The organism is Mesorhizobium sp. WSM4821, from assembly GCF_055901555.1.
The window spans coordinates 950,989-963,572 of sequence record NZ_CM148371.1; the positions used below are offsets into that span (position 1 = coordinate 950,989).

16 protein-coding genes are annotated in these 12,584 nt (G+C 62.7%); 4 read left to right on the forward strand and 12 right to left on the reverse strand.

The genetic code is table 11. From position 1 onward, the window contains the following. Positions 1 to 31 precede the first annotated feature (31 nt). The 5 genes from AC0NID_RS04280 to AC0NID_RS04300 form a co-directional block, all read right to left on the reverse strand. On the reverse strand, positions 32 to 328 hold the full coding sequence (locus AC0NID_RS04280; protein ID WP_145720571.1) for an HPr family phosphocarrier protein: 297 nt from the start codon (positions 326 to 328) through the stop codon (positions 32 to 34). Next, on the reverse strand, positions 325 to 726 hold the full coding sequence (locus AC0NID_RS04285; RefSeq protein WP_473451134.1) for a PTS sugar transporter subunit IIA: 402 nt from the start codon (positions 724 to 726) through the stop codon (positions 325 to 327). Before AC0NID_RS04285 ends, AC0NID_RS04280 begins: the two co-directional genes overlap by 4 nt. 164 nt (positions 727 to 890) lie before the next feature. Continuing rightward, positions 891 to 1,352: an HPr kinase/phosphorylase gene (locus AC0NID_RS04290; protein WP_473451136.1), complete on the reverse strand. Its 462-nt coding sequence runs from the start codon at positions 1,350 to 1,352 to the stop codon at positions 891 to 893. Between the two features lie 42 nt (positions 1,353 to 1,394). Further along, positions 1,395 to 3,176, reverse strand: a complete 1,782-nt coding sequence (locus AC0NID_RS04295; RefSeq protein ID WP_473451138.1) for a stimulus-sensing domain-containing protein — start codon at positions 3,174 to 3,176, stop codon at positions 1,395 to 1,397. Between the two features lie 144 nt (positions 3,177 to 3,320). Beyond that, the gene (locus tag AC0NID_RS04300; protein ID WP_023796909.1) at positions 3,321 to 4,022 is read right to left on the reverse strand and encodes a response regulator transcription factor; all 702 of its coding nucleotides are present in this window, start codon (positions 4,020 to 4,022) and stop codon (positions 3,321 to 3,323) included. Positions 4,023 to 4,365: 343 nt separating this feature from the next. Here AC0NID_RS04300 and AC0NID_RS04305 point away from each other — a divergent pair, with 343 nt between their 5' ends. The 4 genes from AC0NID_RS04305 (at position 4,366) to AC0NID_RS04320 (ending at position 7,807) form a co-directional block, all read left to right on the forward strand. Beyond that, a complete protein-coding gene (locus AC0NID_RS04305; RefSeq protein ID WP_473451140.1) occupies positions 4,366 to 5,976 on the forward strand; it encodes a phosphoenolpyruvate carboxykinase in 1,611 nt (536 codons plus the stop codon). 108 nt (positions 5,977 to 6,084) lie between these two features. Continuing rightward, on the forward strand, positions 6,085 to 6,522 hold the full coding sequence (gene arfB, locus AC0NID_RS04310) for an alternative ribosome rescue aminoacyl-tRNA hydrolase ArfB (RefSeq protein ID WP_473451142.1): 438 nt from the start codon (positions 6,085 to 6,087) through the stop codon (positions 6,520 to 6,522). A gap of 77 nt (positions 6,523 to 6,599) precedes the next feature. Then, positions 6,600 to 7,079, forward strand: coding sequence for a peptidoglycan-binding protein LysM (gene lysM / locus AC0NID_RS04315; RefSeq protein ID WP_473451144.1), 480 nt, complete (start codon positions 6,600 to 6,602; stop codon positions 7,077 to 7,079). A 101-nt stretch (positions 7,080 to 7,180) separates the two neighbouring features. Then, complete coding sequence (locus AC0NID_RS04320) at positions 7,181 to 7,807, forward strand: alpha-ketoglutarate-dependent dioxygenase AlkB family protein (protein ID WP_473451146.1); 627 nt, start codon at positions 7,181 to 7,183, stop codon at positions 7,805 to 7,807. Between the two features lie 36 nt (positions 7,808 to 7,843). On the opposite strand, the gene coaA is transcribed toward AC0NID_RS04320, so the two are convergent. The 7 genes from coaA to hisH all read right to left on the reverse strand — a co-directional run bounded on the left by coaA (position 7,844) and on the right by hisH (position 12,584). Continuing rightward, complete coding sequence (gene coaA, locus AC0NID_RS04325; RefSeq protein WP_473451148.1) at positions 7,844 to 8,803, reverse strand: type I pantothenate kinase; 960 nt, start codon at positions 8,801 to 8,803, stop codon at positions 7,844 to 7,846. Between the two features lie 24 nt (positions 8,804 to 8,827). Next, positions 8,828 to 9,154, reverse strand: a complete 327-nt coding sequence (locus AC0NID_RS04330; RefSeq protein WP_473451150.1) for a phosphoribosyl-ATP diphosphatase — start codon at positions 9,152 to 9,154, stop codon at positions 8,828 to 8,830. A gap of 91 nt (positions 9,155 to 9,245) precedes the next feature. After that, entirely contained in the window at positions 9,246 to 10,040 is a 795-nt protein-coding gene (hisF, locus tag AC0NID_RS04335) for an imidazole glycerol phosphate synthase subunit HisF (protein ID WP_473451509.1), read from the reverse strand. Beyond that, positions 10,037 to 10,873: an arginase family protein gene (locus tag AC0NID_RS04340; RefSeq protein ID WP_473451152.1), complete on the reverse strand. Its 837-nt coding sequence runs from the start codon at positions 10,871 to 10,873 to the stop codon at positions 10,037 to 10,039. Before AC0NID_RS04340 ends, hisF begins: the two co-directional genes overlap by 4 nt. Next, positions 10,870 to 11,619: a 1-(5-phosphoribosyl)-5-[(5-phosphoribosylamino)methylideneamino]imidazole-4-carboxamide isomerase gene (gene hisA, locus AC0NID_RS04345; RefSeq protein WP_473451153.1), complete on the reverse strand. Its 750-nt coding sequence runs from the start codon at positions 11,617 to 11,619 to the stop codon at positions 10,870 to 10,872. The genes AC0NID_RS04340 and hisA overlap by 4 nt, the downstream gene beginning before the upstream one ends. A gap of 3 nt (positions 11,620 to 11,622) precedes the next feature. Next, positions 11,623 to 11,913: a DUF1330 domain-containing protein gene (locus tag AC0NID_RS04350; protein ID WP_473451155.1), complete on the reverse strand. Its 291-nt coding sequence runs from the start codon at positions 11,911 to 11,913 to the stop codon at positions 11,623 to 11,625. 20 nt (positions 11,914 to 11,933) lie between these two features. Beyond that, positions 11,934 to 12,584: an imidazole glycerol phosphate synthase subunit HisH gene (hisH, locus tag AC0NID_RS04355; RefSeq protein WP_473451157.1), complete on the reverse strand. Its 651-nt coding sequence runs from the start codon at positions 12,582 to 12,584 to the stop codon at positions 11,934 to 11,936.

Below are 12,584 nucleotides of genomic sequence, written 5' to 3' on the forward strand. Positions count from 1 at the left end.
CGCGTCCAAAGGACGCGTGGTGCTCTAGGCGTCAGGACTCCTCGCCGAAGCGGGACGCGACGAGTTGCTCCAGCGCGTCGATGACCCGTTCGGCCTCCGGGCCGCTGGCGGTGACGCGGATCGAATAGCCGGGGCTCGCCGCCAGCATCATGAGCCCCATGATCGAGGTGCCGCCGACCGTGACGCCGTCCTTCTCGACATGGACGGAGGCGTCGAAACCGCTGGCAACCTGAACAAACTTCGCCGAGGCGCGGGCATGCAGGCCACGCTGGTTGACGATTGGAAATTCCCGGACGATGTGATCCTTCTTGGCCGACACCGCGTTCATTTGCTGCTCAGAAGCTGGCTGGCGACATTGATGTATTTGCGGCCGGCCGCCTGCGCTTCGTCCAGCGCTGCCGTCATGTTGTCGCTCTTGCGAACGCTGGACAGCTTGATCAGCATCGGCAGGTTCATGCCGGCAATGACCTCGGTACGACCGGATTCCATCACCGAAATGGCGAGATTGGAGGGCGTGCCGCCGAACATGTCAGTCAGAACGATGACGCCCGCCCCCGTGTCGACGCGGGCAACGGCGTCGACGATGTCGCTGCGACGCTGCTCCATATCGTCGTCGGCGCCGATCGCCACGGTCTCGAAACTGTCTTGTGGCCCCACGACATGTTCCACGGCATGGCGGAACTCGGCGGCCAGTTGACCGTGCGTTACAAGCACGAGTCCGATCATTCTTTGGTGGCTCCCGTCATCGCCGCTTCACAGGCGCATTTCATGCTCGCCGGCCATTCCAGGCGGCGGGAGCGCTATCTTGTCGACGGCAGACGCGTTGACAAGCCCAAAATTGCACAGGCCCAGGCCATTTTGACGCATTGCAGCAAAAAACCGGAACCGGATCACAAAAAAGGTGCAATCGACAGCCGCGCCATCACCGCCGGCAAAGCTGTGACGGCGTTGCGCTCGGCAAGGTCGATACGCGGCACCGGACAGCCTGCCACCGGCTCGCTGATTTCCTCCTGGAAGCGGGCCATTTCTCCCTTCGGCACCAGCCGGACATGCAGGTCGATCACTCCACCCGGCTCGAACGGCAGCGGGCGCGGCATGAACCCAGGCACTTCGGCCAGACCGGCGATGGTCGCCGGCACGCGACAGACCAGCCGCCCGGCGTGGGCCTCGGCGAGCAGCCTGTCGTCGCCGATAAGCCGCGAAAACAGCCCGCGCGCGCGGCAATGATCGAGGAGTGTCAGCGCCAGCGTCGTCTTGCCGACGCCGGACGATCCGGTGATGAGGACGCCGCGCTCGCCGATCAGCAGCGCCGTTCCATGAATGTTTTCAGCCTGCGCAATCGGATCAGGCATGGTCTTGTCCGAAAACCGGTTCCCACTTTTCGGAATCATGCTTCAGCCTTCCGCCGGCAGTGTCACGACGAAGCGCGCGCCCTTGATCTCGCCGGGTTTGGTGCCCGGGATGTTCTCGGCGGTCAGCGTGCCGCCATGGGCTTCGACGATCTGCCGGCTGATCGACAGGCCAAGGCCTGAATTCTGGCCGAACGCCTCGCCGGCCGGCCGGTCGGTGTAGAAGCGTTCGAAGATGCGGTCGATGTTGTCGGCCCTTATACCGGGGCCATTGTCGTCGACGGTGATGATGTTGACCTTACTGGCGCGCGCCAGCGATATGGTGATGTGGCCGCGCTCTTCGGGAACGAAGGAGCGGGCATTCTCGATCAGATTGGTGATGACCTGGCCGATCCTAAGATCATGGCCGGCGACGAAGTAGCCTTTGACGCCCTGCGGCGGTTTGGCGACCTTGAACTCGATCTCGACCGACTTCTTGTTGCGCGTGGCCGTGCGTGAAACGGCGATCAGATCGGTGATGAATTTCTTCAGGTCAACGGTTCCCGCGTCCTCCCGCGCGAGCTCGGCGTCAAGACGGGAGGCATCGGAAATGTCGGTGATGAGACGGTCCAGCCGTCTGACGTCATGCTGGATGACATCCATCAGCCGGCTGCGCGACGTGTCGTTCTTGGCCAGCGGCAGGGTCTCTACCGCGCTGCGTAGCGAGGTCAGCGGATTCTTCAGCTCGTGCGAGACGTCAGCCGCGAAACTTTCGATCGCCTCGATGCGGGCGTAGAGCGCATTGGTCATGTCGCGCACGGCGATCGACAGATTGCCGATCTCGTCCTGCCGGTCGGAGAAGTCCGGGATTTCCTCGCGGTTCTTCACGCCGCGCCGCACCCTCACCGCCGCCGCCGACAGCCGGCGCAACGGGTTGGCTATGGTCGAGGCGAGCAGCATCGACAGGATGGCGGTGACAAGGGCGGCAATGCCGAAGACGCGCAGGATCGCCTTGCGCTCGGCCGCGACGATCTTGTCGATGTCGCCGCCCTCCGTCGACAGCATCAGCACGCCGAGGACGGCGCGGAAGCGCTGGATCGGCACGGCGACCGAAACGATCTGCTCGCCCTGTTCGGAGATCCGCACGATGGTCGACGGGCTGCCGGTAAGCGCCTTGACCACCTCTGGAAATGCGGCGCCATTGCCCCCCGGCTGCTCATGGTAGACCGGCAGCGCGGTGTTGCGGAAGAAATCGAAGACGAATTTCTGGATACGCTCCAAGAGGTCGGGCTCTTCCTCGTCGACCGGTGGCAGGTCGTAACGAAGGATCTGGCCGCGCGAATAGAGATGGCGGGAATCGAGCAGCAGGTTGGCGTCGCGGTCGTAGATGCGGGCGCGCGTCCGCGTCGGCGAAATCAGCCGCCGGAGCACCGGCGCGACGCGCTCCGGATTGATCGGGAAATCCAGATTGTCGAGCTGATCGGAGCCGGGGCCCAGGCTTTCGCCGGCCTGCAGCTCAAGCAGTTTTTCCGGATCGATCCTGATCGAATCGGTCTCGACCGTCGCCGACGCCGCGATCGCGCCGGCGATGATCTCGCCCTGGGTCATCAGGCTCTCGACGCGGGCATCGATCAACCCGTCGCGAAACGTGTTGAGGTAGAGAATGCCGGTGACCAGGACGGCCAGGCCGGCGAGGTTGAGGAAGAGAATACGCCGCGTCAGGCTGGAAAAGATGTGGTGGCCGAGAAAGCGGCGCATCGGCACCGTGATCCTCGACAGGAATGCGGGCAGAATCCGCGACGGGCGCCGGGCGCCCGTCCGTCTCACTCGCTCTACGTCCACTGCCATCGAATAGCAGCCCCCGCTCAGTCTTTAGTCTTGATGCATGTCGTTGTCCCAAAACCGGGACCACTTTTGGGCGACATGCATTTGCGTTTTCGATGCATGTCGTTGTCCCGAAACCGGAACCACTTTTGGGCGCCATGCATCAACTCATGCTTCGCGGAACCGGTATCCGACTCCGTAAAGGGTTTCGATCATCTCGAAGTCATCATCGACGGCCTTGAACTTCTTGCGAAGCCGCTTGATGTGACTGTCGATGGTGCGGTCATCGACATAGACCTGCTCATCATAGGCCGAATCCATCAGCGCATCACGGCTTTTTACCACGCCGGGACGCTGGGCGAGCGAATGCAGGATCAGGAATTCGGTGACGGTGAGCGTCACCGGCTCGCCTTTCCAGGTGCAGGTATGGCGCTCCTGGTCCATGACAAGCTGGCCGCGCTCGAGCGAACGAGCCTGCTGGTTGGGCGTCTTGGCCGATGCCTCGCGGGCGCTGGCACGACGCAGCACAGCGCGAACCCGCTCGACCAGAAGACGCTGCGAGAAGGGTTTGCGGATGAAGTCGTCGGCGCCCATCTTGAGGCCGAAAAGCTCATCGATCTCGTCATCCTTGGAGGTCAGGAAGATCACCGGCAGGTCGGATTTCTGGCGCATCCGGCGCAGAAGTTCCATGCCGTCCATGCGCGGCATCTTGATGTCGAGGATGGCGAGATTCGGCGGGCGGGCCGCCAGGCCTTCCAGCGCCGACGCCCCATCCGTGTAGGTTTCGACGCGATACCCCTCCGACTCGAGGGCGATCGACACCGAAGTCAGAATGTTGCGATCGTCATCGACAAGCGCGATTGTTGCCATTTCAAGCGGCTCCCTCATTGAGCTGTCCCTTCTTTGGTCGAGAAGGGGCTTTTGCAGGACAAATTAGGTACAAAATGTGGCACAGGCTCCGTCCGCCACCTTGAGCGGCACGCCGGCGGCCACAATCTTACCTCGACATGGATTGGACTGATAAAGACCGCCAATCCTTTGGGCAACCGCCTGATTTCTTGCATATATAAACGATTTAAACAACTTTCAAAATATTTAAATCGATTAAAGATTTGATATCATTTGGCTTTTCTGGTTCTGACCCTTACAGTCTCTTTGGTGGGGCTCCGGAAGTTCGCCGGCCAGGATGCTGCAAAACGAAGAAGGAACCCTCATGCCCGAAGCCGGCAAACGCAATCCCGAATGGGCGATCGATCGAATCGGCCTGAGGACCACGGGCGCGGTACGCTATAATTTTGGCGCAGCCCTTCTTTACGAGGAGGCAATCCGCCGCGGCGAGGCCCGGCTCACCGCACATGGCGCGCTCGTCGCCGAGACCGGACAGCATACCGGCCGCTCGCCCAAGGACAAGTTCGTCGTGCGCGACGAGACCACCGGCCCGCATGTGTGGTGGGACAACAACAAGGCGATTTCGCCGGCCCAGTTCGACACGCTGCTCGCCGATTTTCGCGCCCATGCGGCGGACAAGGATCTCTATGTGCAGGATCTGGTCGGCGGCGCCGACGCGAACTTGAATCTGACGACCAGGGTTGTCACGGAGCTTGCCTGGCACTCCTTGTTCATCCGCAATCTGCTCATTCGTCCGGAAGCCGCCGAGCTCGAGCATTTCGTGCCCGACATGACGATCATCGACCTGCCGTCGTTCCGCGCCGATCCCGCCCGCCACGGCACCCGCACCGAAACGGTTATCGCCGTCGACCTCTCGCGCATGATCGTGCTGATCGGTGGCACCTCCTATGCCGGCGAAATGAAGAAGTCGGTGTTCACCGCGCTCAATTACCTGTTGCCGGCGAAGGGCGTGATGCCGATGCATTGCTCGGCCAATGAAGGCTCCGGCGGAGACGCCGCCGTCTTCTTCGGTCTCTCGGGGACCGGCAAGACGACGCTGTCGGCCGATCCGTCGCGCACGCTGATCGGAGACGACGAGCACGGCTGGGGCCCGCACGGCATCTTCAATTTCGAGGGCGGCTGCTATGCCAAGACGATAAGGCTTTCGGCCGAAGCCGAGCCCGAGATCTTCGCCACCACCCAGCGCTTCGGCACGGTGCTGGAGAATGTGGTGCTCGACGCGGCCCGTGTGCCGGATTTCGACGACGGCAGCCTCACTGAAAACACGCGCTGCGCCTACCCGCTTCACTTCATTCCCAACGCCAGCAAGACGGGCCGTGCCGGCCATCCGAAGAACATCATCATGCTGACCGCAGACGCATTCGGCGTGATGCCGCCGATCGCGCGGCTGACCCCGGCGCAGGCAATGTATCATTTCCTCTCCGGCTATACCGCCAAGGTGGCAGGGACCGAAAAGGGCGTCACCGACCCCGAAGCGACGTTTTCGACCTGTTTCGGCGCACCGTTCATGCCACGCCATCCATCGGAATACGGCAATCTGCTGCGCGAGTTGATCGCCCATCACGGCGTCGATTGCTGGCTGGTCAACACCGGTTGGACCGGCGGCGCCTACGGCACCGGCAAGCGGATGCCGATCAAGGCGACGCGCGCGCTGCTTGCCGCGGCACTCGACGGCTCGCTGAAAGGGGCCGATTTCCGGATCGATGCCAATTTTGGTTTCGATGTGCCGGTGGCTGTTGCGGGCGTCGACCGCGCCATTCTCGATCCGAGATCGACATGGGCCGACACATCAGCCTATGACCTGCAGGCGGCGAGGCTGGTCGGCATGTTCGCCGTCAACTTCGAGAAATTCGAACCTCATGTCGACGCCATTGTGCTCGGCGCCGCGCCGCGCATGCGCGAAGCCGCGGAATAATCGCCGGCCGGAATATGCTGCACTTCGAGGCCCGACCCAGGGGATCGGGAAGACCCGACCCAGGGATCGGGCCTTTTCTTTTTTCATCCGCCGCGCCATGACTGCGGCATGAGCGCCGACGACAAGATCATCATTGCCGACGATGCGGTGATCCATCCGGATGACCTGCACGAGGACTTCATCCGCTCGTCCGGCCCGGGCGGCCAGAACGTCAACAAGGTGGCGACAGCGGTGCAGCTGCGCTTCGATGCCGCCAATGCAGCGGGCCTGTCGGAGCGCGTGCGCGAGCGAACCATAAAGCTGGCTGGCCAGCGCGCCACCAAGGACGGCGTCATCGTCATCGAGGCCGGACGCTTCCGCACGCAAGAACAGAACCGGGCGGACGCCCGGGCGCGGCTTGCGGAACTGGTCGCCAGGGCCGCCGAACCACCGCCGCCGCCGCGCAAGAAGACGAGGCCATCGAAGGGCGCGGTCGAAAGGCGGCTGAAGACCAAGGCCGGGCGCGGCACCATCAAGAAACTGCGCGGCCGGGTGAGCGACGATTAGGTCGTCACAACGAAGCGGCTTCCAATTCAGGGTTGCAGATGGCAAGTTCGGCATTCGCCACAGCAAGGAGACCTCACATGGGCATGTTTGATTTCGTCAAGGGCGTCGGCAAGAAGCTCGGCTTCGGCGACGATGAGCCGGAGCCGACAGCCGATACGCTCAAGAAGGAGCTCGATTCGCACGCGCTCGGCACCGACAATGTGGAAGTCGTCGTCAAGGGCGATACGGCTGTCTTGAAAGGCGTGGTCAAGGATCAGTCGATCTTCGAAAAGGCGGTCATCGCCGTCGGCAACACGCTCGGCGTGTCCAAAGTGCAGGCGGACGAACTGCAGGTCGCCGCGCCCGAATCCGGCACGCCCGCAACGGCGGCCAAGGAACCGACCTTTTATACGGTCCAGAAAGGCGACAACCTCTGGAAGATCGCCGAAAAGAGCTATGGCAAGGGCAAGGGCGTGAAGAACTCGATCATCTTCGAAGCCAACAAGCCGATGCTGACACACCCGGACAAGATCTATCCGGGTCAGGTCCTGCGCATACCGGATCTCGATCAAGCCTGACCAGATCGGGGACGGTCAACCGACAGCGGCGGCTTTCGGGTCGCCGTTTTCATTTGATCGTGGCATTCTTTGCCGGATGAGAGAATGAAGCGACCAATCTGATGCTCGTCCTGCCCAAAGGCGTTCGCCACATGCCCGCCTATCTGTCGCGCGCCGTGCAGGAAGCGCTGGTCGAGGATGTGAGACGGGTCGTGCGGGAGGCTCCCCTGTTCGTGCCGGCCATGCCGCGCACCGGCAAGGAGATGAGCGTGCGCATGACCAATTGCGGCTCGCTCGGCTGGGTCACCGACAAGGAGCGCGGCTATCGCTACCAGCCGACGCACCCGGTGACCGGAATGCCATGGCCGCCGATCCCCGACGTGCTGCTGGAGCTGTGGCGGGACGTGTCCGCCTATCAACACTCGCCGGAGGCCTGCCTGGTCAATTTCTACTCGCCGGACGCGAAGATGGGCCTTCATCAAGATCGCGACGAGGTCGATTTCTCCGCGCCGGTCGTTTCCGTTTCACTGGGCGACGATTGCCTATTTCGGGTCGGTCAGAGTACGCGCGAAGGGGCAACCCGATCATTCAGGCTGAAAAGCGGCGACGTCGTCGTGCTCGGCGGCGAAGGCCGCCTCTGTTTCCACGGCGTCGACCGCATCTATCCGTCGACCTCGGCATTGCTCAGGAATGGCGGGCGGATCAATCTGACCCTGCGGCGGGTGACCTATCCTGGCCAGAGCGGCTAAGCGGTGGACTTCAACTCGAATTGCCGCTCTATTTCGTTACAGCTTCCTGAGCGCAACTTCCTCGACCAGGTGATTGGCGCCCTTGCGCAGGATGAGATCGGCCCGCGCGCGCGTCGGCAGGATGTTCTCGCGCAAATTCTTCAGGTTGATGTTGGCCCACAGGCCTTCGGAGATGGCGCGGGCCGCTTCTTGGGAAAGTTGCGAATAGCGATGGAAGAAGGAATCCGGATCGCGGAAGGCGGTCTCGCGCAGCCGCATGAAGCGGGCGATGTACCAATGATGGATCAGCTCCTCTTCGGCATCGATATAGATGGCGAAATCGAAGAAATCCGACAGGAAAGGCACGATCTTGCCGTCCTTCGGCAGCTTGCCCGGCTGAAGGACGTTGATGCCTTCGAAGATCAATATGTCCGGCCGGTCGATGGTCTGGAACTCGCCGGGAACGACGTCGTAGGTCAGGTGCGAATAGACCGGCGCGCGGACATTGCGCTCCGCCGACTTGATGCCCGACAGGAAACGCAGCAATGCGCCGACATCGTAGCTGTCGGGAAAGCCCTTGCGCTCCATCAGATTGTTGCGGCGCAGGATTTCGTTGGGAAGCAGGAAGCCGTCGGTGGTGATCAGATCGACCTTAGGGCTCGACGGCCAGCGCGCCAGCAATTCCTTGAGCACGCGCGCCGTGGTCGATTTGCCGACCGCGACAGAGCCGGCAATGCCGATGATGAAGGGTGTCTTGACGATATCCTGTGCGTTGAAGAAGGCTTGGCGCTGCCTGAACAGAAGCTGGCTCGCCTCGACATGGGCCGACAAAAGCCGCGACAGCGAAAGATAGATGCGCCTGACCTCTTCGAGGTCGACCGGGTCGTTGAGCGAGCGCAGACGACGGATCTCGTCCGCGCCGAGCGTCATCGGCGTGTCGGCACGGAACTGCGACCATTGCTCCGCCGAGAAAAAACGAAATGGCGAATATTTCTCGGTAGGGGCGAGCTGGTCCATTGAGTTTCCTACCCTCCGCAGCGGTCAGCCCCGGTCCTGCCGAGACGCCTTTTCGGCGATGCCCGAACGACCGGTGCGGCGTTCGAGTTCGGTCAGGACATCGGCAAGCGGGATGCCGGCGACAGCCAGAACGACGAGCCAATGATAGAGGAGATCGGCGCTTTCCGAAACGAGAGCCTGTCTGTCACCCCCGATGGCCGCGATCACCGTCTCGACCGCCTCTTCGCCGAGCTTCTGCGCCGCCTTGTCCATGCCGCGAGCGAACAGCTTTGCCGTCCACGAATCCGGATCGCCGGAATGTGCGCGGTCCCTGATGACTGTCTCCAGATCGGAGAGCGAGAACTCAGCCATTGCGCCATCTATCTGCTTGTTTAAGCATGATCTTTTCCGAGAACCGGATTTCCGCCTTCTGCTGGCGCGGACGTTCGGCCGAGACCATGCTTTAGAGCCGATCACCCGGTGAGTCCAGTCGCATCGGCAGGCCGGCGCGGGCCATATGCGCCTTGGCTTCGGCAATGCTGTAAGTGCCGAAATGGAAGATCGACGCCGCCAGCACCGCGCCCGCATGGCCGTCGCGAATGCCCTCGACCATGTGCTCGAGCGTGCCGACGCCGCCGGAGGCGATGACCGGCACACGCACGGCGTCGGCTACAGCACGGGTCAGCGCAATATCGTAGCCGGCCTTGGTGCCGTCGCGATCCATCGACGTCAGCAGGATCTCGCCGGCGCCGCGATCGACCATCCGCCGAGCGAACTCGACAGCATCGATGCCGGTCTTCTCGCGGCCGCCATGGGTGAATATCTCCCAGCGGTCGGCCTCGCCATCGCTCGACACTTTCTTGGCATCGATGGCAACGACGATGCACTGGTTGCCGAACTTGTCGGCGGCCTCGGCGACGAAATCGGGATTCTTCACCGCCGCCGTGTTGATCGACACCTTGTCGGCGCCGGCCAAAAGCAGCTTCCTTATGTCGGCGACTTGGCGCACGCCGCCGCCGACGGTCAGCGGCATGAAGCATTGTTCGGCGGTGCGGGCGACGATGTCGTAGATGGTCTCGCGATTTTCGGACGACGCGGTGATGTCGAGAAAGCAAAGCTCGTCGGCGCCGGCGGCGTCATAGGCCTTTGCCGCCTCGACCGGATCGCCGGCATCGACCAGATCGACGAAGTTGACGCCCTTGACGACGCGGCCGTTCTTGACATCGAGACAAGGGATGACGCGGGCTTTCAGCATCAGGTTCTCTCGATAGCTGCAAGAAAATCGCCCAGCAATTGCCCGACGACAGGCGGAACCTCGCCTTTGGCGTCAAAGGCAGGATCGTAGGCGGACAGGGTGACGCCGACAATCGGGATCGACTTGGCCAGCCCGCAAACCAGTTGCCGCAGTTGCTCCGGATTTGGGCCTCCCGGCCGTGCATAGCGGTTCACTTGCAGCATATCCGGATCGTGAACGTCCAGATCCAGATGCAAATGTACTTGGGCCGCGCCGGCCGCCTTGAGCCTTCCGACGTTGTCGAGTGCATCGGCCCATTGGGCGCGGATGATCGGCAACGTCTCCAGAAGCCGCCTCTCATCAGGATCGAGGTCGCGCGCATCGACCAGCATGCACCGCGACGGGTCTATCGCCTGGAAGCCGGGAATCGCCGACGTCATCGGGCGCCAGCAGAGACCCAGAGTCGTTGCCAGCGCCATGCCGTCGAGAAACCCATAGGCGGACGTCTCGGGCGTGTTGAGATCGCCATGCTGATCGATCCAGATGATCGAATCCGCGGCGTCGCCAGCCACGGCACCGGCGGCGGTCAGGCAATTTCCGGCGAGCACGATGGGAAAACGTTCATCGTCGCGGGCCAGATCGACCTTCGTGGCGACCGCTTTGCAAACAGCGAAGCCTGTCGCGATTTCGCGTTTCTGGGCATCGCCGACCTCGCCGATGTCCTCGACGACGACTTCGTGGCCGCGCAAGGTGAGTTCATCGACAAGGCCGCCGGCAAGGATGGCGTCGGGGCCCTGGCCAAAGCCGGCATGGTAAAGGCCGCTGTCATAGGGTGCGAGGATGATGGAGAGTTTCATCGCGCCCTCGCCTTCTCGGATCCCGCCGCCAAGATTGCCAGTGCCTCGGCCGGATCAATACGCCCGTCATAAAGCGCGCGGCCGGAGATGGCGCCTTCGAGTTTTCGCGCGTCGAGCATGGTCATGCGTACGATGTCGGCGATCGAGGCCAGACCTCCAGAGGCGATGACCGGGATCGATACCGCCTCGGCGAGACTGATCGTGGCGTCCCAGTTGATGCCGGTCAACACGCCGTCGCGGTCGATGTCGGTGTAGATGATGGCGGCGACGCCGGCACCCTCGAACTTCCTCGCCAGTTCGATGACGCCGAGGCTCGAGGCCTCGGCCCAGCCCTCGACCGCCACCTTGCCGCCCTTGGCGTCGATGCCGACGGCGATCCTGCCCGGGAACGCCTTGCAGGCCTGCCCGACCAGATCGGGATCGCGCACGGCCACGGTGCCGAGAATGACGCGGGCCAACCCACGGTCGAGCCAGTCCTCGATCTGCGCCAGCGTGCGGATGCCGCCGCCAAGCTGCACCGGGTTCGTCGTCGCCTTGAGGATGGCGCCGACCGCCGCGCTGTTGACGCTCTGGCCCTTGAACGCACCGTTGAGGTCGACGACATGCAGCCACTCGAAGCCCTGTTCTTCGAAGGCACCGGCTTGCGCGGCGGGATCGTCATTGTAGATCGTCGCGGTCGCCATGTCGCCGTGCTTCAGGCGCACGCACTTGCCGTCCTTGAGATCGATGGCCGGGAACAGGATCACCGTTCAGGCGCCTTCGACAATGACGAAGTGACCGGTCGAGGCGGCAAGCCTGTACTTCAAGGCGGCCCGGTATTCAGGCGACTCGTAGCATTCTATCGCCTTGTCATAGGATTCGAACTCCACCAGGACATGGCGGTTGCCTGTCGGCCCTTCCGGGTTCGCGAAGCGACCAGCCCGCACGGGAAATTTCGCCCCGTATTTCGCAAAAGCCACCGCGCTCGCCTCGATATATTGCTTGTAGATTTCGGGGTCGCGGACATCGACCATCGCCATCCAATAACCCTTCTTGTTCATGATTTTGTCCCTTTGAAACCTCAAGGCTTCCAGCGCAGGAAATTGGTGATCAGCGCCAGGCCAAGCGCCTGGCTCTTCTCGGGGTGGAACTGCGTGCCGGCGAGATTGTCGCGGGCGACCGCCGCGGTCACCGGGCTACCATAGTCGGCAATCGCCAGCACTTCGCCCGGCTTCCGCGCGTCGAGATGGTAGGAGTGGACGAAATAGGCGTGCAATCCCATGGCACCGGTCGGAATGCCGGAAAACAGCGGATGCTTGCGCGTCAGCTCGATCGTGTTCCAGCCGATCTGCGGGATCTTCAGCGCCGGATCGGAAGGCGTGATTTCCTTGACGTCGCCGGCGATCCAGCCAAAGCCTTTTGTAACAGTCTTTTCCAGGCCCCGCTCCGACATCAGTTGCATGCCGACGCAAATGCCGAGGAACGGCCGCCCCTTGACGATGGCGACCTCCTCGACCGCTTCCCACATGCCGGTGACAGTGCGCAGCCCGGCCGCGCAATCGGCATAGGCGCCGACGCCGGGCAGGACGATGCGGTCTGCGGTCCTGACACGTTCGGCATCGGCGGTCAGGTCGATGGCGGCGGCGATACCGGCTTCATGCGCGGCGCGCTCGAAGGCCTTGGTGGCCGAGCGCAGGTTGCCCGAGCCGTAGTCGATGATCGCGACCCGCAT

What these genes read in the sequence shown, in the direction of transcription:
- AC0NID_RS04295 (WP_473451138.1), bottom strand. Translation starts at nt 3,176, where the DNA reads ATGGCAGTGGACGTAGAGCGAGTGAGACGGACGGGCGCCCGGCGCCCG.
- AC0NID_RS04285 (WP_473451134.1), bottom strand. Translation starts at nt 726, where the DNA reads ATGATCGGACTCGTGCTTGTAACGCACGGTCAACTGGCCGCCGAGTTC.
- arfB (WP_473451142.1), top strand. Translation starts at nt 6,085, where the DNA reads ATGAGCGCCGACGACAAGATCATCATTGCCGACGATGCGGTGATCCAT.
- AC0NID_RS04350 (WP_473451155.1), bottom strand. Translation starts at nt 11,913, where the DNA reads ATGAACAAGAAGGGTTATTGGATGGCGATGGTCGATGTCCGCGACCCC.
- hisH (WP_473451157.1), bottom strand. Translation starts at nt 12,584, where the DNA reads ATGCGGGTCGCGATCATCGACTACGGCTCGGGCAACCTGCGCTCGGCC.
- AC0NID_RS04300 (WP_023796909.1), bottom strand. Translation starts at nt 4,022, where the DNA reads ATGGCAACAATCGCGCTTGTCGATGACGATCGCAACATTCTGACTTCG.
- AC0NID_RS04340 (WP_473451152.1), bottom strand. Translation starts at nt 10,873, where the DNA reads ATGAAACTCTCCATCATCCTCGCACCCTATGACAGCGGCCTTTACCAT.
- coaA (WP_473451148.1), bottom strand. Translation starts at nt 8,803, where the DNA reads ATGGACCAGCTCGCCCCTACCGAGAAATATTCGCCATTTCGTTTTTTC.
- AC0NID_RS04320 (WP_473451146.1), top strand. Translation starts at nt 7,181, where the DNA reads ATGCTCGTCCTGCCCAAAGGCGTTCGCCACATGCCCGCCTATCTGTCG.
- AC0NID_RS04290 (WP_473451136.1), bottom strand. Translation starts at nt 1,352, where the DNA reads ATGCCTGATCCGATTGCGCAGGCTGAAAACATTCATGGAACGGCGCTG.
- AC0NID_RS04305 (WP_473451140.1), top strand. Translation starts at nt 4,366, where the DNA reads ATGCCCGAAGCCGGCAAACGCAATCCCGAATGGGCGATCGATCGAATC.
- lysM (WP_473451144.1), top strand. Translation starts at nt 6,600, where the DNA reads ATGGGCATGTTTGATTTCGTCAAGGGCGTCGGCAAGAAGCTCGGCTTC.
- AC0NID_RS04330 (WP_473451150.1), bottom strand. Translation starts at nt 9,154, where the DNA reads ATGGCTGAGTTCTCGCTCTCCGATCTGGAGACAGTCATCAGGGACCGC.
- AC0NID_RS04280 (WP_145720571.1), bottom strand. Translation starts at nt 328, where the DNA reads ATGAACGCGGTGTCGGCCAAGAAGGATCACATCGTCCGGGAATTTCCA.